The organism is Pseudoalteromonas sp. A22, from assembly GCF_018141345.1.
Classification (GTDB): domain Bacteria; phylum Pseudomonadota; class Gammaproteobacteria; order Enterobacterales; family Alteromonadaceae; genus Pseudoalteromonas; species Pseudoalteromonas maricaloris.
Genome location: NZ_CP047238.1, coordinates 3,797,620 through 3,817,480, shown reverse-complemented (window position 1 = coordinate 3,817,480; position 19,861 = coordinate 3,797,620). Strand labels below are relative to the sequence as shown.

Annotated in this window: 7 protein-coding genes; 2 read left to right on the top strand and 5 right to left on the bottom strand. The window is 46.7% G+C overall.

Going from position 1 to position 19,861, the window contains the following annotated elements:
* Positions 1–12: 12 nt before the first annotated feature.
* From GSF04_RS22130 to GSF04_RS22115, 4 genes are read right to left on the bottom strand one after another with little or no spacing between them, the layout of a single operon-like run.
* The gene (locus GSF04_RS22130; protein WP_211858804.1) at positions 13–1,266 is read right to left on the bottom strand and encodes an MFS transporter; all 1,254 of its coding nucleotides are present in this window, start codon (positions 1,264–1,266) and stop codon (positions 13–15) included.
* Entirely contained in the window at positions 1,263–5,375 is a 4,113-nt protein-coding gene (locus GSF04_RS22125) for a non-ribosomal peptide synthetase (protein ID WP_211858803.1), read from the bottom strand. The genes GSF04_RS22130 and GSF04_RS22125 overlap by 4 nt, the downstream gene beginning before the upstream one ends.
* 3 nt (positions 5,376–5,378) lie before the next feature.
* The gene (locus GSF04_RS22120) at positions 5,379–11,690 is read right to left on the bottom strand and encodes a non-ribosomal peptide synthetase (protein ID WP_211858802.1); all 6,312 of its coding nucleotides are present in this window, start codon (positions 11,688–11,690) and stop codon (positions 5,379–5,381) included.
* A 2-nt stretch (positions 11,691–11,692) separates the two neighbouring features.
* The gene (locus GSF04_RS22115) at positions 11,693–16,675 is read right to left on the bottom strand and encodes a non-ribosomal peptide synthetase (RefSeq protein WP_211858801.1); all 4,983 of its coding nucleotides are present in this window, start codon (positions 16,673–16,675) and stop codon (positions 11,693–11,695) included.
* A gap of 162 nt (positions 16,676–16,837) precedes the next feature.
* Here GSF04_RS22115 and purT point away from each other — a divergent pair, with 162 nt between their 5' ends.
* Entirely contained in the window at positions 16,838–18,025 is a 1,188-nt protein-coding gene (gene purT / locus GSF04_RS22110; RefSeq protein ID WP_010378237.1) for a formate-dependent phosphoribosylglycinamide formyltransferase, read from the top strand.
* Positions 18,022–18,915, top strand: coding sequence for an aldo/keto reductase (locus GSF04_RS22105; protein ID WP_211858800.1), 894 nt, complete (start codon positions 18,022–18,024; stop codon positions 18,913–18,915). The genes purT and GSF04_RS22105 overlap by 4 nt, the downstream gene beginning before the upstream one ends.
* A 141-nt stretch (positions 18,916–19,056) precedes the next feature.
* On the opposite strand, the gene GSF04_RS22100 is transcribed toward GSF04_RS22105, so the two are convergent.
* Entirely contained in the window at positions 19,057–19,728 is a 672-nt protein-coding gene (locus GSF04_RS22100) for a TorF family putative porin (protein ID WP_211858799.1), read from the bottom strand.
* Positions 19,729–19,861 lie beyond the last annotated feature (133 nt).

The window sequence follows — 19,861 nt, the reverse complement described above, 5'->3', positions numbered from 1 at the left end:
CTGCGTAGTCTGTTACGACTGCGCAGCAATGAGCTCAGCTTCCGGTTGATTGATTGTGCTCGAGCAGCACAGCATGATAGCAACGAGTGAAATTGCGCCTAATATTATCCAGCTGATAGCCAGGCTGACGTAGCCCAACAGTAAAGCGGTTAACGCAGAGCCGAGCAAGCCGCCAAAGCGAGTGGTCAGTGACATAATTGACTCCACACTGGCTCGCACGTTATCGCTACTCAGTTGATGTTGTAGTTGCAGTTGTGCCGGTTGCGCTAGTCCCATACAAAGATAAAAGCACAGCAGGACTACAATCAGTAATGGTAGTGACGTAACCCAAGCAAGTAACAGCACAAAGGCTAATTTGGCGAAATGAGCGAACGCCATAACATACCCTAAGCGTTGACCAAATAGAGAACAGATCGGAGCGCTGATCGCAGCAGCGACGCCATTTAATACAAATCCAGCTGCCATCATTGCTGGGAATATCCACGCAATAGAGTCAACTGGTGCACTACTATAGCGCTCTGCTAGAGCAGGCCAAAACTTCTCTATGCTACTGGCAACAGGAATTGCAAAAACAATCACCAACAGCAGCCTTTGCATACCACTTTGCTTACAAGTTGCCAGCATGGTCTTAGCTTGGCTAATCAGGCCTTTCTCAACCACCTCTTGCTGAGGTCTCGTTGACTCTTTCACCACGACAAAAGTACATGCAAATACCACACACAATACCACTATCGAAACCAAGATTAAGGCTTGATACAAGTGGTTGAGCTGTTGTGTCGGGCTAGTCGCAAACGCCAAAAAGAGGGCGGCAAATAAAGCGGCGCTGGCGCCGATAAGATAGCCAATACCATACACTTTACCGAACCCTTTATTCAGTGGTTCGTCTCCTTCAAGCTTTTGATAAGTTTCAACAAACCATGCGTTGAGCGTGCCAGTTAACGATGCCTGACTTAATCCCCAACATGCCATGGCTAAGCTGACGTGCCAAAAGTCTTCACTCAACAATAAAAGTAAGTTGCATACAGCGGCAAACACCAAAGAAGCTAAAAATACTTTGCGGCGACCAATGGCATCTGCCGCAATACCACTTGGTACTTCAAACACCACGATAGTGATAGCCATGACCACCATAGCCAAGGCCACATCTTGCAATGCTAGGCCTAAGTTCAGCATGTAAGGTGTAAAAATAGGGAGCACCAGCATACTGGCAAACATAGTTAACCCAAGGTGGATGCCGTATCGTGTAGCAAATTGTGAACGAGTCATGCGCGTTGCTCCACAGTGGTTGCGGCACTATTCGTTTGCCGCATTAACGCATTAATATGTGACGCGATGATGGATAAGTCTTTAGCGTCGGTCATGATTTCATCGTGTGCACTTTCAAGCGTAATATAGTCTGCATTGGCAAGTAAATTTTCAAAACCATTTCTGTCACTTGCAAACGTCCGCTTATACAGCGCAGGTATGTCTTCCACTTGATGGATCAACCTCAGTGCCGGAAGTGGAATGGCCTCATCACTGACATGATCGGCGATAAAGAAGCTCACAGGGAAGGTAAACGCCGTCGCGGTTTGAAAGTATTGAGTAAAGTCTAAAAATGCTCGGGCGATAGGTTTAGCGTCATCGTCTTGCGAACGGATATACTCTTCTTCGGCGGCCTGACGCGCTGCTGAAGTAAGTCTTGGTAAGACGGGGTCAATCAAAAAGCAGTGGACAATTTCTCTACCCATTTCGGCCAAGTAACGCGCCACTTCCAGTGACAATGCCGCACCTTCACAAAAGCCGCCCAAGTAAAGTGGGCCAGTTGGCGATACCTCTGTGATACGCTGAGCATAATAGCGCACCATAGTATGCAAGCTGATATGTTTGCCTGTGAACAGTTTGATATTTTCTAATGCGTGAATGCGCAGGTCGGGCGCAAGTTTTTCACACAGAGGTGCAAAGCTATCAGCGGTTGCTGCTGCGGGCATGAGGTGAAGCAGAAACTCACTCTGTGGGGCATTGAAAAAACGTGAAGGAGCGAAATGCTCATGGGCAAGCGCAGCGTCAATTGCTTGATCTTCACTCATGGTGGCAAAATCAAGTCGGGTCTGATTATCAATAAATCTTGCCAGTTGCTGCACTGATAGGTGTTCAAGGATAAGTTGTGGAGTTAGCTGCCAATTACGCTTGCTTGCTGCACCACAAAAGCTTAATAAACTAATGGAGTCGGCACCTTGCTCAGTCACTGCCGTCGCACAACAAAGTGGACTCTGGCCTAAAACATCCTGCCAAATGGCTTGCACTTCCTTCTCTGTGTTGGTTTGTGGCACAACGAGTTGGTGCTGCTTTAGCTCAGGTTCTGGCAACTTAGTTTTGTCGAGTTTGCCGTTGAGCGTTAACGGTAACGCCGAAAGGACAGTGAAGCTATGTGGCATCATATAACTGGGAAGTAACTTGGTAAGCTGAGTTTTACAGTGGCTGAGTGCCGCAGCTTGATCGGCTGCGGGTTTGATGACCAAATAAGCATGCAGCAAGGTCTGAGCCTGCTGCTTTTTAGCAATAACCGCACAACTATCTATATCCGCCAGCTGATTAAGATGATGCTCAATCTCTGCCAATTCAATTCTAAAGCCTCGCACTTTGACTTGTTGATCGCCACGGTTGATATAACACAGTTGCTGTTGTGCATTCCAATACACTAAGTCGCCCGTGCGATAGTACTTTTGCATTGAGCCAAACAGATTTAGGGATACAAACTTTGCGCTGTTGAGTGTTGGGTTATTGAGGTAACGTGCAGCCACGCCATGTCCACAAACCACTAACTCGCCGGGACAGCCAAGTGGCAGTAATTCGTTATTGCGACCGACTACAGCCACTGCTCGCCCTGGGATTGGCTTGCCGATTGCTATCTCAGACTGCTGTTTAGACATCGTTTGCACTGTGGTAAACGTGGTGCACTCAGTCGGACCATAACCATTGATAAAGTGTTTTGGACAAGATGTGGACGCCAGCAATTTATTTACCATCGACTCTGTTAATGCTTCACCACCCACGAGTAAATGAGTCAGAGAAGCGAAAATATGCTCGTCTTGCAGCAATAAAGTGTCGAACAGTGAACGGGTTAGAAACATCGAAGTGATATTCAGCGTCTGCAATGTTGCACTGAGCTGCGCTGCAGAATTAAGGCTGTCCTGATAGCCTAAGTGCACCTCGGCACCGTTGAGTAATGCGCTCCATATCTCAAATAGAGTGGCATCAAAAGCTGGGTTTGCGAGTTGAATAAAGCTATCTTGGGGCTGATGCTGGTAGCTATGATTATCGAGTGCCAAAGAGCTAATTGCGGCGTGAGAGAGCAATGTGCCTTTAGGGTTTCCTGTCGTACCTGAGGTATAAATAATCGTCGCGACTTCGCTAGGTGCGATGCACATAGGCTCAAAATCCACCGTGATATCAGTATCTGCCAGACTGGTATCACAGAAAACTTCAGCGATATTGTTGTGGTTGAGAGTTGCCAATGTTTGGCTATGTTCACGCAAGGTGACAATTACATCGGCATTACTATCACTCAGTTGATATTGATGACGCGCCACTGGGTCTTTGAGCGATAGTGTTGTGTATGCCGCGCCGGTTTTTAGTACCGCCAACATGGCAATCACAAACTCAATGTCGTTTCGCATGTAGAGTGCGACGACTTTGGGTTCAGGGCAGACTGTCAAGATTGCATTGGCAAGTTGCTTGGCTTGGTTATCAAGCTCTTGGTAGCTCAAGGTTTTATGGCGATTACTGATAGCGGCTTTATCTGGATAACGCGCTACTATTTCAGCAAACTGGTCGGTGATACTTGCCACGCTCGGATAGGCGTGTTGCATTCCACTTAATTGATATTGTTTTTGCTGCGCCGTGTTACTCAATAAAGGTAGGCTATAGAGAGGCTGTTGGGCGTTTTCAGCTGTTAGATATGCCTGTAAAACCGTTTGATATAACTCGAGGATCTGCTGCGCGTATGAGCTGGAAAAAAGTGCCGTGGCATAAGTTAACCCTAACTCAGTGGTTTTCCCTGCACTCAAGTGTAATGTTAAATCAAACTTCGCTTGGCACTGCTGGCTAAGATCAAGGTCAACGCTTTGCCATAAGGTATGATGTTGCTCAGGAGCAAACTGACTACTGCTAAACAACGTTTGAAATATCGGGTGCATGCTCGTGTCGAGCGGCACGTCTAAGCTATTCTTAATGGCCTCAAACGGTAAGGCCTGATGTTGCTTGGCTTGATTAACGACTTGATTAACTTGAGTGAACCAGCGCTCAAGTAACATCGTCATGTCGATATCCGCTTTAATCGGCAATGAGTTAACAAAATATCCAAGTATGTTTTGCTGCAGTGCCGTTGGACGGTTCTCGCTTGGAATACCAACAACAAATTGACGTTGATGACTGAGTAGCGCAAGGGTGTGATACCAAGCCGCAAGCCCAAGTGTATTAATACTAATGCGGTGCGTTTTCGCTGTTTGTTGTAACTTTAGCGTCGTACTTTCATCTAGCACAATGCTCTGTATCGCGCCGCGATGATCAAAGGTGGCTGGGCGCGACTGAGTTTGCGCAAGTTTTAATGGTTCGTAATCAGCCAATTGAGTTTGCCAATAACGTTGACTTGTTGCTTGTCGCTCACGTTGGCCGGGTGTTGCCATGTAATAAGCATAATCACTAAATTGTAGACTCAGAGGTCGATTTTCCCCCTCATAGAGTGACGTTAATTCTTGTAAAAACAGTCCCAAAGACCATCCGTCAAAGGCGATATGATGCCAGACAAAAAACACATGTTGCTGCTCCTTTGAGGTGATGACATAGGCACGAATTGGTCGAGAATGCTGTAAGCTAAACGGCTCGTTAAAGAAATGCTCGCACTGCTCATGCAAGTTTAGATTACCAAGCTCATGATGCGTCACGACAAACGTCTCATTGGCAGGCTGCTGTATCGTCTTTCCTTGGTGATCATAGGCCACAACCATATCTAGCGCACTGTGACGGATCACCAGCTGTTCTATTGCTGCTGTGAGTTTTTCAATATCGCAGTGCTTGGCGATTTTGAGTAGGCATGGAATATGATAAGTACTTGCCGCGTTACTCACTTCTTGCGTAAACAGAAGTTGTTGCTGCCCAAGTGTAAGTGGAGCACATCGCGTTTCCAACGGCAAGATAGACAGTTCATCAAAACGAGCTTTGCTATCTATGCCTTGCCTTGTGAGGTAGCGTAACAATTGTGGCTTATTCTGTTTTAACTGCTCGACAATAGCTTGGCCTTGTAAATTCACGTTGCTAGCAATTTTTAATTTATCCTCTTGCTGCCAAACGCTTATCCCACTTTGTTTTAGTTCATAAATAAATGATTCGATCATGCGTTATAACTCCATTTCAAATTCGCAGTCTTCGCTACTGGCGAGCGCGTTTAGCTGTTGTTCTACTTGCGTGGCAAATGCGTCAAGTTGTGGGTAAGTCAGTAAGGTCGCAACGGCAATTTCGTTGCCGAGCGCTTGACTACACAGAGCGGTAACTTGTGCTGCCTGTATGGATGAGCCACCCAAAGCAAAAAAGTCGTGTTGTAGGCCAATCTCTGAGACTTCAAGTACTTGCTGCCAAGCATTGGCGAGTTGTTGTTGTAGTTCCGTCTCTGGCGCGATATAGGTAATACTATCTTGCAGCGTTGGAATGATGAGCTGAGCGGTATCAAGTTTGCCATTTACTGTCATTGGAAGTGTGTCAATCTGTGATATCGCAGCAAGCTGCATATAGCTTGGGAGTTGTTGATTCAACCATTGGCGAAGGTCGTTCACATCACACTCAGTATTAGCGTTAAGTACTACATAGCCCAACAGCACTTTGCCTGTTTCACTTAAATGTAAGTGTGCAACGGCATGCTCAACATCTGGATGCGCTTTGAGTTTATACTCGATTTCGCCTGGCTCGACGCGGTGACCATGTAAATCCCACTGTTTGTCAGCTCTGGCAACAAACTCGAATTCACCTTGCTGATTTTTTCGCACTAAGTCTCCGCTGCGGTAGAGCTTTTCATCAGAAAAGTGGTTGTTGTCACAGCGAAGGCGATAGTCAATATAGTGTTTTGCCGTTTGCTTTGGTGACTGCCAATAGCCCAAACCGACGCAATCACCGGCGATGTATAGCTCACCCAACGCACCGTCCGGTAAAATCCGCATAAAAGAGTCCAACACATAGCAGCGAGTGTTACGAATAGGCTTACCAATAGTGATAGGTGTATTGGGATACACTTCACTAAGTGTTGCGGTAACACTTGTTTCACTTAACCCATATTCATTGAAATGATGCTCTGCCAACTTGTGGCTGACAGGGTCTAAACGAGAACCACCGGCATACAATACGGTTAAATTAATATCCGCTATCCAATTTGGAAACTGATTGATAAATACCGTAGGAATAAACGCGACGTTGACCTGTTTAGCTTTGAGATAGCGGCACAGCTGTTGTGGATCTTTGCGTATTGGCTCTGGAATGATTTCCAGTTTGGCGCCGGCTGCTAGGGCAGGAAATATCTCGCAAATACAGGCATCAAAAACATATTCAGCATATTGACTGGTGACTACCTGAGTATTTCCCTCTAATTTATGGGTGTTGCGCTTCTCAGTGCAGAGGTTAGCAAGACCTTGGTAAGACAGCATCGCCCCTTTTGGTTCTCCCGTCGTCCCCGAAGTAAAAATGAGGTAAGCCAGTTTGTCTGTCGCATGATTGTTGACTGAGTATGGCTGTAGTTGAGTAGTTTGCTGTAGTGTCTGTACATCAAAGGTCAGTGTTGGCAACGTATTCCAGCTGAGTGGTGTGCGGCTAAGGAGCAGTTTTGCCTGCGCTTTTGCCATAATCTCTTGGCGCCGAGCAACTGGATGATTGGCTGAGAGCGAGACAAAGGGCATGCCCGCCTTTAGCGCCGCTAGCATCGCAATGGGGGCTTCTATACCTTTATCAAAATAAAGTGCAACTGGCGAGCCTTCGTCATTGGTTGCACTCAACTGTGCTGCTAAGTGATCAGAAAACAAGTCTAGCTCGCGGTAACTCACGGTTTGCTCGGTGAAGCTTAATGCAGTGCGTTCTGGATACGCTGCTACTGTCTTCGCAAATTGCACTAAAAAAGCGTCATTTGGTTGTGATAATCGAGTTTCTGAGATGACTTGCTGTAGATACTCAGTACTAACTAAAGGGCATTGTAGTAAAGGTTTCTCGTTGTACTGACAGAGATTTTCAAGATAACGGCAGAAAAAGTGCACAAATTGTTGGCAGCGGGAAGACTGATAACGACTGCGAGCAACAATAAGCTGACCAATCAGTTGGTCTGGCATATCTTTAATCACCAAATTCCAGTCAAACTTGGCTGGGTGATATTGATTTTGCTGGGCGGTGTCGCTGGCGACTTCAAAATGTTGATATTGCGCTGTTGGTAGTGAGAACTGATCAAAGGTAAAAAACACTTGGAACAATGGGGATACACCCACTTCTCGGATCAACCCAAGCTGTGCTGCAATTGACTCTAATGGTAACTGTTGGTGAGATTTTGCCGCAAGTAACAGCGTTTGGCTTTGTCTTAGATAGTCAGAAAAACTCTTATTTAAGTCGACATGCAGCGGCATCGGTAAGGTATTAACAAAGTAACCTAGCGTATCTTTAAATGCCGAATCGCGGTTATCAGTGGGGGAGCCAACGACAATACTTTCGCGACTATCCCATGCACATAATGCGAGCTGAAAAGCGCACAGTAGTAAGTTGTACATAGATACCTGATGTGATTTTGCCAGCTCCCTTAACTCAGCTGTTAGTGTTGCTGAGAGGGTAAAGGGAAATGCTTCACCTTGGTGATCAAACAAAGCCTGTCTTGGCTCATCGGTTGGCCATGGGGTGACATCAATATCAATCAAGTGTTGCTGCCAAAATGCAGCGGCTTCATCGTATTGTTGTGTTGATTGCCAATATGCATAGTCGCGAAATTGCAGTGAGGTTGGGGCAAGCGTGTGTCCCGATAGCAGCGTGTTCAGCTCATCCAACAATACTTGTGTAGACCAGCCGTCGAAGGCTATGTGATGAAATACCAGTAACACGCCAAATTCATCATCTTGGTGATACAGTCCGAGCCGCAGCGGCGCATCATTTTCAAGGTCAAATGTCTGAGCGATAAATTCACTATGCGGCGTGTTTATTAGAGTTTCGCATGTTGGCATGCCTTGCTCATCTTTATATGCCCAGCGACCTTGTTGCTGTTGAGTATAGCGGGTGCGCAAAATAGCATGACGCTCAACCAGCTGATAGATTGCGTGTTGTAACGTTTGCTGTTGTAGCCCACTTTGGCATTTTAGCTGTAGGGGGATATGAAAAGCGCCAGATTGTGTTGCTAATTGCTCGCTGGTGAGCATCGCTTGCTGCTGCGCGGGCACGATGATTTCATCAAGTGATTGTGATGTTGATGCGACCGGTAAAGGCTCGTTGGTGTTGCTAGCTTGTTGTGATACCAGTTGCGCTATCGTTTTGCTTTGCAAAAATTGACTCAAACTGATGTCAACGTTACAGCTAGAGTGCATTTTAGCCACCAATGTCATTGCACTTAAAGAGTGGCCGCCCAGGGCAAAAAAGTCATCATCAATGCCTACGAGCTCAACTTCAAGCTGTGCCTGCCATAAAGCACAAAGCTGCTGCTCTAATGGCGTGCGCGGTGCTCGGTATGGTGTCTGTGATACTAGTGCGACGCTCGGTAAGCTGCGGCTGTCCACTTTACCAGAGGCGAGCACAGGCAATTGTTCGAGCCAACAAATGGCATTTGGCAGCATATAATCTGGTAATTGCGGTTGTAGCCACTTCACAATCTCGGTGTGAGAGAGGGTTTGCTCACCAGTAAAATAAGCAATGAGATGGTTGTTTTGCTGTACTTTGACGCAAGCTTGGTTGATTTGCGGGTGCAGGTTAAGTAGGTGTTCTATTTCTTGTAGCTCGATGCGATAGCCACGAATTTTTACCTGCTCATCGGCACGTCCTAAAAATTGGATCTCGCCGTTTGCCAGATACCGCGCCTGATCGCCCGTGCGATACATACGTGTTCCGTGCCAGTTAATAAAGCGCGACGCCGTCTGCTCTGCAAGGTTAACATAGCCTCGTGCGACACTCGCGCCACCAATAAGGATCTCTCCTTGACAAAAGGGTGGCAGCGCCTTGAGGTTGGCATCAACGATCTGAATATCAACATGAGCCAGCGGTGCGCCAATATTATTGAAATAGCGTGAATGTAGCGGCTGGTGGTTTGCTGTTGCGGTTACTGTGGTTTCGGTTGGACCATATTCAATATGAAGAAGAGGCGTCCATGCCTCCATGAGATTGCGGTCACAAGGCTCGCCACCCGTGATAACACGCCGTAGGGCATGGTGGTCAGGCGGCGTACCGATGGCACTTAAAAATGCCGGAACTGAGACTAAGTGACTGATCTTTTGGCTAACGAGCGTATCGCTTATCATAGCTGGCGACTTTGCACTTGCCTCATTCATGATCACCCAGCAAGCGCCGTTGAGCAGTGTTAAAAAGAGTGGCTCTACGGACGCGTCGAAAAAGTACGGAGCCAGACTCAGTGTTTTTTCACTTGAGTTAAAATTGTAAGCCGCAGTTGCGCTTTGAATCAAAGCCTGAACTTGCCGCTGCTCTACCATAACGCCTTTTGGTTTGCCGGTACTTCCAGAAGTATAAATAATATATGCAAGTGATGAATGACACAGTGAGTGTGCTTGATCTGAATTGAAAACAGGAGCTGGTTGTTGCGCTAACTCGTCAATGTTTTGCACCTCTGTGATTGCGCTAAAACACATAGCCGTATTCAAGGTTGCTTGATGACAAAGTAGCAGGTTGGCACCACTGTCTTGCAACATAAACTCACTACGTGCTTGGCCTTGCTCTGGGTTGAGCGGTAGATATCCAGCACCCGCTCCAAGCGTTGCTAATATGGTGACTATCATCTCTGGACTGCGCTCAAACATCAGCGCGACAACTGGATTTTGCTCGTGGGTTAACTGTGCTTGGAGTTGCAAAACCAGGTGCTGAACACGCGCAGCGAGTGTTTGGTAAGTAATGACCTCATCGTTGATTTGTAATGCTGGTGCATCTGGAGTTGCTGAGGCGCAGGCCAAAAATTGTTGATATAGTGATAGGGTTGAAGTTTGCTTAACGGTGGTCGCTGGTGGCTTTGTACTTGGGTGAGACGTTGATAATTGCTCAAGGGCGACGTCGCTGTGTTCTACCTGCTGTACCAATAATTGCTGATAGGTGTGGGCAAATTGCTGTGCAAACGCATCATCAAACTTATTGGGATCAAGACTTATCTGTCCTTGCAAATTTGTATTGCTATCATCAAATGCCAGACGGAAATCACATTTAATCGGGTTATATAAAGACTCGTTAGTAAAAGCATCAACCGCTGAAAAAGGTAACGCAAACTCGTCCATAAGCTCGCTGGCAAATCTCTGTACACTAAACATCAGGCTTGGCTGAGGTGAGTGTTTTCCCTCACTCAAACAGGCAACTTGTTGATCATAAGGATAACTTTGGTATTGTTTTGCGGCGCGCACGGTCTCATGAACTTGCTGCACGAGGCTGGCAAAACTTTGGCGATAATCTAGCTTCACTCTAAGCACTAAGGTGTTGACAAAAAAGCCAATCATTTCTTGCGTTTGCGGGTGATCTCGATTATCCGATGGCGCACCAATCACAATGTCTGTTTCACCGCTATGAAGTGCCAAAATATAACAGTAATGGGCAAGCAACACGCTGTACACTGTGGTATTTAATGATTTTGCTAGGGCACGCAATGCCTGACTTTGCTGTGGTGAAAGTGCAAAATAGTGCGTGAGCGATTCGGTTTCGTGTGTTTGTGTAGCGAACAGTGGTGCAATTTGTGTGGCATGAGCGCCTGCAAGTTGCGTTTGCCAATAATTGTGTGCAGCGCTTTGCTCTTGCCTTTGTTGCCACTTGGCAAAGTCAAAATAGCTTAATGGCTTAATGCTTTCTCCTCGTAGCAAGCTAACTAGATCGCGCAACATGACTCGCATTGACCAAGCATCAAAGACGATATGATGCCAAAGGAAAAGCATAAAACGCCTTTGCTCAAGCTCAATAATACAGACTCTAAAGGGAGCTTGAGTATGGAGATCAAACGGCGTGTGAATGTGCTCTCTTACCAGTGTTTGTACATGAGCCAAAGTGGTTGCTCGGTGGTACTCGACCGCAAGAGGTTGTAAGGTTGCTCGGCAGTTAAAATGCTCAGCATCGGTTTCAATCACACTCGTTAGGATAGGGTGATGGACAAGCAGCTGTGCTAGTGCCGAGATTATGCCTTGTTGCTGCGCTGGATCATTCAGCTCAACCAGCATTGGAATATGATAAGCACAGGACTTTGGTGCATGTTTGTCTACATACAGCAACCTTGCCTGGGCATTGGAAAGCGGCACTGGCTTTAATAATGGCCAACTTAAAAAGGCGGCTTCGGAGCAGATCTGGTGGGCGCTTAGTAGCGCCAATAGTTCAGCTTTATGCGCTTTGAGTGTCGTGAGCAAAGTTGGCGCTACGTTACCCTCATATCCCAGTGCCAAGGTATTTTGCTCAGACACCCACACGCGCAACTGCTGCGCGTGAAGGTCGTTCAGTAAAGATGTTAACTCCATGACTATAGCTCCATCACCTGCGAAGAGGTGGTGGCAGGTGCGTCTTGAGATTGGGTGATATCACCCAGCTCTATGGTGTCTAGGTATTGCGCCAGAGCCGCAATCGATGGGTTGGCAATGATCGCTGATAACGGGATCGCAATCTGGTGCCATTTCTGGGCATTGCGCACGAGCTGCACTGCTAAGATGGAGTTACCACCTAGACGATAGAAATTATCATGGATACCGACTTGTTCCAGTTCTAATGTGGTTTGCCAAATTTGGCAAAGCGTCTGTTCAAGTGCTGTGCGCGGCGCGGCGTATTGGTTTGATGATGACATCTGCGGTAGCGGTAGTGCTTTGCTATCTAGCTTTCCGTTTACGGTGAGTGGCATCGCCGTGAGTTGGATGATGCTATCCGGTACCATATATGCTGGCAGCTGCGTTCGTAGATGGTTAAGTAATAGCTCGGCGTCAAAATAAGCATGGTTTTCCATCACAGCATAGCCACTTAGCGCCGTTTGATTTTGGCGTGTATAGGTGATCACTGCTGCTTCTTTAACACCGCTACAGCTGAGCAATTGGGATTCGACTTCACCAAGCTCGATACGATGACCCCTGATCTTCACTTGGTTATCCAAACGACCTAGGTATTCTAAATGACCGCTTGGTAATAATCTGGCGTTATCACCGGTTTTGTAAACGCGGGTGAGTTTGCCATTGAGCGTTAGCTCGAAAAAGCGAGTGGCGCTCAGCTCTGGTTGGTTCAAATACCCAATCGCCAAACCTGCACCAGAGATAAACAGCTCTCCAGGACAACCCACAGGTACGGGACGTAACTGACTATCCAGCACCCAAGCCTGCATATCATTGAGCGGCACGCCAATGTCAGCAATCTGGGTATTCATGTTAGGGTGTAAAGGTTGATAGGTGACATGTACCGTGGTTTCAGTAATACCGTACATATTGACCAATTGAATACGCTGACCAAAGCGTTGCCACCAAGGACTCAGTTTATCGTAGTTGAGCTGCTCACCACCAAAGATCACAGTGCTAAGGCTATCGAGCGACGCCGCCGCAGAAATGGCAACGTCACTAAAATTATAGAATGCACTGGGAGTTTGGTTAAGCACGGTGACAGCAAATTGCTCACACTGCTTTACAAAACCAAAACTGTCTCTTGCTTCTTCGTAGCTTGGAATAAACAACCGACCGCCATGACACAGTGCTCCCCATATTTCCCAAACACTAAAGTCAAAAATCGTATCGTGATAAAGCACCCAAGTATCTTCGCTATTAAAGTGGTAAAGCGGTTGACTGGCAGATAGCAAGCGCGCAACATTTTTATGGCTTTGAATAACGCCTTTAGGTTGGCCCGTCGTACCTGAGGTGTAAATTATGTAGGCTGCAGAATCAGGCGACGGTTGGCAAAGTGCAATATCGCAAGGCGCGAATGTATTATCCAAGTTTAACAGTGGCCAATTTGATTGCTCATTTTCGCTCAAGCTTTGCTGACTTATGGTGTTAGTTAATACTAACTTGAGCTGAGCATCGTCAATAATAAAAGCATTGCGGGCAGCTGGCGCTCTTGGCGATAGCGGCACATAAGCGGTGCCAGCTTTCATGATGGCGAGCATTGCAACCACAGTGTCAATGCCGGGCTGCAGATATAGGCCGATATACTCAAGCGTGCCATACTGCTTAAGAATATGTGCAGCAAGGCTGTCTGATCGAGTACTTAACTCCTGATAGCTTAACTCCGTTTGACTGGTGATAAGTGCAGTTTGCTGGTTGCGAGACTGCGCGTGATGCGTAAATAGTGACAGTAAATCTTGGCTTTGGTGCTGCGCTATTTGAACATCGCGCTCAACATGGCTTTGTAAACTCAACTGCTCAAGTGGTAATTGCCCATCAACGCTGATAAGTTGCGCGAGAATATGACTAAAGTTGTCACTTAAGGCATCGATAAACCAAGGATCGTAGCGATTTAAGTCAAACTCCCATAACATAGTGACCGAATCATCCTGATCTTGCCCCATACGGGTAAGCACCACGATATTTATCTCAAACTTAGCCGCTTGACTGCTGATCGCCTCGAAATACTCAATATCACCTAATCCCGGAAGCGTGAGCTCTGGGAGTGGTGAATCATGGAAGCTAAAACAGATCTGGAATAACGGGTTGACGCCTTTGATGCGCTCAGGGTTTACGTCCGCAACGACTTCAGTAAATGGTAGGGTTTGATTGGCCAGCATATCGTTACTGACTTCAAAACAATGCTGTACCAGTTGTTCAACAGACATTTCTGGTGTTTGCTGAACTCGCGCCACTACGGTGCTGACGAGCATACCAATGGTATCATCCACATTGGTGTAGCCTCGGTTTGCAACGCCAGAACCAATACAAATATCCTGATCGCCACTAAAGCGCGAAAGGACAATATTTAATGCCGCAAGGGCAACGGCGAATGGCGTGATCTGATGCGTTTGGCTGTAGGCTTTTAAATTGTTCCATAGCGAACGAGGCAGTTTAACTCGGTGTGCGCGACCACGTTCGGTTGCGGTTTCGCTGAGACGAGAAACAGGCAAGTTAATACGGCTCGGTGCGTCTTGAAGTTGTGCCTTCCAAAATTGACGTTGCAACTCGGCTTGCTCTGTTCCCAACCATTGATGCTGATAGGCTGCGTAATCGGCGTATTGTGTGATTTTTGGCAAAGTACCTTGGCTTGCGCCATTCAAGCGCTGTTTATAACAACTAAATAGGTGATCAAGGAAGATGTTAGAAGACCAACCATCATGTACTAAGTGATGTTCAATATGAATAAGTACATGTTTACATTCGCTAATTTTTACAATTGCCCAGCGTGCCAGCGGTAATTGGTCAATCGCAAAAATATCATTCATATGACCATTAACGAGTTTATCGACCTCAGCTAATGCTTGTGCTTCTTGATACTCACTAAAGTCAAAGTAAGGCACGTCTTGCTGGTAGTGCTTTGCAATATACTGCAGCGGCTCATGTAAGTCGTAGCTAGTACGGAAAATCGCATGGTTATCAACGATATCTTGTAATGCACCTTGTAGTGCAGGTACATTTAAATCGCCACTGAAGGTGATTGTACACTTTGCATGATAGGCTTTATCGCTTGGATCGGCTTTGGCTAAAAACCAAATCGCGCGTTGTTGCAGTGATAGCGGGGCGACTTCCTCAAAATCAGCACCGCGCTTTGGAATCGCAATGGTTTCAAAGTGTTGAGTTTGCATTGCCTGCCATACTTGTCCAGCACTACGATAGCGATAGATTAGATGTGTTGGCACGCTTAAGCCGAGCTGCTGAAATAACTGGTTGCTAAGGTTGATTGCGGAGATGGAGTCTCCACCTTGTTGGAAAAAATCTTGTTGCCAGCCAAGGCCAGGCAAACAGAAACCTTGAAACTGCGCTAAAAAAGCTTGCTGTTCTTGGCTAAGCTGATCTTGCGGTTGGTCTTGTTGGCTACTTAATTCGTAATTAGCGAGTGCGCGGCTATCTACCTTCCCGTTTTCGGTCATGGGTAATGCGTCTAAACATTGATAGTGATCAGGCAGCATATAGTCTGGCAGTAGCTTTTCTGCTAACTGGCTGATGTGTTGTCCAAGGTCTGCTGTAGGTTCACTATGAGGAACGATAAATGCTACCAAGAACTTAGCATTACCTCGTTGTACTACTTGGCAGCTTGCAAGTTTTACCGCCTCATGTTGGGCAACTACTTTTTCTATTTCACCTAACTCAATACGAAATCCGCGTAGTTTAATTTGGTTGTCATTACGACCAACAAAATGATAATTATCACCGTCAAAACTTACTAAGTCGCCAGTTTTATAAAGTCTAGCGAAGTGCGCAGGGTCGACTTCTGCTTGATAATAGGGGTTGGCGATAAATCGAGATTTTGTGAGTTCAGGACGGTTCAAGTATCCTTTAGCCAAACCTGCACCACTAATATAGAGCTCACCGATAGCGCCATTGGCTACTTGTTGCAATTGCTCATCTAGCACATAAAGTCTGGTATTCACAAAAGGTTGACCAATATTAAATTCGGAGTCGGCATTGGTATATTCATTGGCGCAGGTGCACACGGTATATTCGGTAGGACCATAACCGTTAAACACTCGCGTGACTTCTGAAAGTCGAGAAAGCATTTCTAGGTTTGGGGTTTCTCCTGCGACGATTAATTTGCGCATAGAGCGCAAATCTCGGGGATCCATCAAAGCCAGCAATGCAGGAGGGATAGCGCCAAATTGAATCGCATTTTTTGAGATCAATTGGCTTAGCGCTTTGGCATCGCGTCGCTCGGTTTCTGTCGTTACAAATACAGTTTGGCCCAACATGATATGCACGAGCAGCTCAAATACACTGGCATCGAAAATATAAGAGGCAAACATCATAACGCGGTCAAGTTGCTCTAGTTCAAAGCGGCCAATTTGTGACTCGGCTAAATAAAGTAAGTTTTGGTAAGGTACTTCTACGCCTTTTGGCGTGCCAGTGGTGCCCGAGGTGTAGATCACATAGGCAATATCACTCATTTTATAATCAGGAGTAACAAAGGCTTGCGTTGCAGGAGATTCGATCAACACTTGAGGTGTGTTGCCAAATTGTGGCAGCGCTTGATAATGCCCATGGGTGACGATAAGCGCCGGTTGGCTATCTTCAAGAATAAACTCGCAGCGAGCTTTGGGTGCCTCAGTGGAGATAGGGATATAACCCAATCCTGATTTGATTGCCGCTAAGATCCCCACGACCATATCAATGCCGCGCTCGAGATATAGTGCCACATAAGGCGATTGAGATTGGCTCAGGTTCGCTTGTTGCTGAATATTCGCGGAGACTCGTGTTACCTGCTCTTCAAGTGCTTTATAGGTGACTTGCGTACCGTTAAATACCAGTGCAACTTTATTGGCGTATTGGCTGAATGCTTGCGTTAATAAGATCTGCGGCTGAGTGCTGTAATCAATAGGAGACTGGGCGGTCATTGAAGTAATCCTTTAAATATAAAAATGCTCTTTGTGTACAATATGTAAAGAATGTGTTTGAAATGTGTATTTTGTGATTTTGAGTTGGATTGCCGTCTTCTCAGCTTTTGCATATGACAAAAAGTCGCTACCATGGGGCATCAAACCAACCAAGGAATCATCATGAAAATCAAACCTCTGGGCACGCCCTTTTCGGCAACTGCTTGCAAAGTATTACTCTGCGGTGGTGGCGAGTTAGGAAAAGAAGTCGTTATCGAATTTAAGCGCTTGGGTGCAGAAGTGATTGTCTTAGATCGCTACGACAATGCGCCAGCGATGCAAGTGGCAGATCGCAGCTATACCTTGTCTATGTTGGATGGTGAAAAACTCAAAGCGATTATTGAACAAGAACAACCTGATTATATCGTGCCGGAAATCGAAGCCATTGCGACGGATAAGCTGGTGGAATTAGAGACTGAAGGTTACACGGTTGTGCCAACCGCCAAAGCGACTCAACTGACCATGAACCGAGAAGGGATCCGCCGTCTTGCCGCTGAAACGCTTGGGCTTGCGACTTCACCCTATCAATTCGTTGACACCTTGGCAGACTTTAATGCTGCTGTCGCGCGTATCGGCATGCCGTGTGTGGTTAAGCCTATCATGAGCTCGTCAGGTAAAGGGCAAAGTGTGATTAAAAGTGCCGCGGATATCGAAGCGGCTTGGCACTATGCTCAAGAAGGTGGGCGTGCAGGTCAGGGCAGAGTGATTGTGGAAGGTTTTGTTGATTTTGACTACGAAATTACGCTGCTAACCGTACGCCATATCGATGGTACGAGTTTTTGTGAGCCAATTGGACATGTGCAACAAGACGGTGATTATCAGCAAAGCTGGCAGCCGCAGCAGATGTCAGCACTCGCGCTAGAGCGCAGCAAAGCGATGGCTGAAAAAGTCACGGCAGCGCTGGGCGGTCGGGGTCTGTTTGGCGTTGAACTCTTTATTAAGGGTGATGAAGTTTACTTCAGCGAAGTCTCACCAAGGCCACATGATACCGGCATGGTCACGCTTATCTCGCAAGACTTAAGTGAGTTTGCGCTGCATGCTCGGGCAATTTTAGGTTTGCCTATTCCTACCATTCACTTCAATGGGCCATCAGCATCTAGCGTGATCCTTGTCGAAGGGGAGTCAACACAATTACAGTTCAACAATCTTGCACAAGCGCTTGCAGAGCCACTAACGGATATTCGTTTATTTGGTAAACCAGAGGTGAGTGGCAAGCGCAGAATGGGTGTGGCGTTAGCGCGCTCAGACTCGGCTGAAAGTGCTGTCGAGAAAGCAAAGCAAGTGGTTGCACAAGTAGGAATTACGTTATGAACGCAAATACCCGCGTACTTGACCCATTAGTATTGGGGTTTTGGCGGCTATTAGATTGGCAAATTACGCCGCAAGAAAATTTACGCTTTTTAAAGCAAGCGATTGAGCTTGGAATACGCGATACTGATCATGCTGATATTTACGGTGAGTATCGGTGTGAGGCGGAGTTTGGCAAAGCCTTAGCGCTTGAGCCTAGTATTCGAGAGCACATTCGGATCATCACTAAATGTGGCATTAAGCCCGCATTTCCGAGCTTGGGATTAGCGGGAAAGGCGAACCTCTACGATTCGAGTAAGACGCATATCATTGCCCAAGCGCAGCAATCACTAAAGCATTTCGGCACGGATAGGCTAGATGTGCTGTTGATCCATCGCCCGGATTATCTGATGGATGCTGATGAAGTTGCCGATGCGTTTCATACCCTCAAACAAAACGGCGATGTGCTGCATTTTGGGGTCTCGAACTTTACACCCAGCCAGCTTGCCTTATTACAATCGAGACTCGATTTCGCTTTAGTGACTAACCAAATTGAGTTTTCACCTTATGAGATGAAAGCGCTTGACGATGGCACGCTTGATCAGTGCCAACAACTAGGCATGAACCCTATGCTGTGGTCGCCGCTAGCAGGGGGCAGAATATTCTCCAGTGAAGATGAAAAAGCCAAACGCCTGCGTGCGGTGCTACAGCAAGTGGGTGAAGAGATTGGTTGCACTGAAATTGATCAAGTGATCTACGCATGGCTTGCCATGCATCCATCGAAACCCGCCACTGTGCTTGGAACGGGAAACATTACTCGAGTTGCCAGCGCGTTTGCTTCACAGTCACTTAGCATGAGTCGCGAGCAGTGGTATCGCATTTGGACAGCGTCTACTGGGCATAGCGTACCATAAAGTGTTATCTGCGTGGATTAAAGCCAATTTACGCGACAGCCTTATAAATTCAGCCACAAAAAAAGGGCCTTTCGGCCCTACGTGTTGCAGCAAGTAAAAATAAGGTGATGCGGCTGTCACAGGACCGCTCACCTTTGGTCATCACAGATTAAAATCTAATCCATAACTTACGTATGCTTTGATATCGTCATTACTGTCTAGGTCGGTTTTTACTAATCCAAAGGTAAAGCCTTGCGTAGATAAACTCACCCCGTAATCCATATAAGCATCGTCTTCACCTGTCCACTCAAGCACTGTGTCTCCGCTGGAGCGACCAATATGTAGAGTTAATTCACTGTCTTTAAAAATGGGGAAGCTGGCCGACACTTCGGCATATAGCATGTCTTCTTCTGTGGTTGAGTCGCTTTGCGCTGTAGCTAGGTGGCTGAGTTTAAACGTAAAGTATTGCCAGCCAAGCGCGGCGTAAATCTCGCCAAAATCAATATCTCCACTGGCATCGGGATAGGCGTAGTGGATATAACCGAAATCAAAACTCATGCCCTTGATTTCGCCAGCGTAACCCGCGTACAGATCCATTTCGTAACTGGCGGAGTCGCCAAAGTCGATGTTAGAGACCCAAGTGCCTGCATAAAACCCAGACTCATTACTATAATCCAAGCCGCCAGACACCGCTGCGCCGTCATCAGTCTGGGTGATACCACGCCAGTAATAATTTGAGCTTGCCGCAATATTCGCGGTCACTTCCGCCTGAGCAGAGACACAAAAGCACGCAGTCAGGCCGCCGAGTAGCATAAGCAAAGGTTTGTTTTTCATTCTGTTTTCCCCATTGAACACAGAGTTATTATTCGGTTGTTGTCATTGCATTTTCTGCAAAGAGTAAGTGCAAGAGGGAGGCCAATGTCAGGAAATGGCGGAGAATTTATTCTATGTTGTTAAAAATATTGGA

Bases quoted from the DNA above. Each gene is read 5' to 3' on its own strand.
- GSF04_RS22115 (WP_211858801.1), bottom strand. From the start codon at position 16,675: ATGACCGCCCAGTCTCCTATTGATTACAGCACTCAGCCGCAGATCTTA.
- GSF04_RS22120 (WP_211858802.1), bottom strand. From the start codon at position 11,690: ATGGAGTTAACATCTTTACTGAACGACCTTCACGCGCAGCAGTTGCGC.
- GSF04_RS22105 (WP_211858800.1), top strand. From the start codon at position 18,022: ATGAACGCAAATACCCGCGTACTTGACCCATTAGTATTGGGGTTTTGG.
- GSF04_RS22125 (WP_211858803.1), bottom strand. From the start codon at position 5,375: ATGATCGAATCATTTATTTATGAACTAAAACAAAGTGGGATAAGCGTT.
- GSF04_RS22130 (WP_211858804.1), bottom strand. From the start codon at position 1,266: ATGACTCGTTCACAATTTGCTACACGATACGGCATCCACCTTGGGTTA.
- GSF04_RS22100 (WP_211858799.1), bottom strand. From the start codon at position 19,728: ATGAAAAACAAACCTTTGCTTATGCTACTCGGCGGCCTGACTGCGTGC.
- purT (WP_010378237.1), top strand. From the start codon at position 16,838: ATGAAAATCAAACCTCTGGGCACGCCCTTTTCGGCAACTGCTTGCAAA.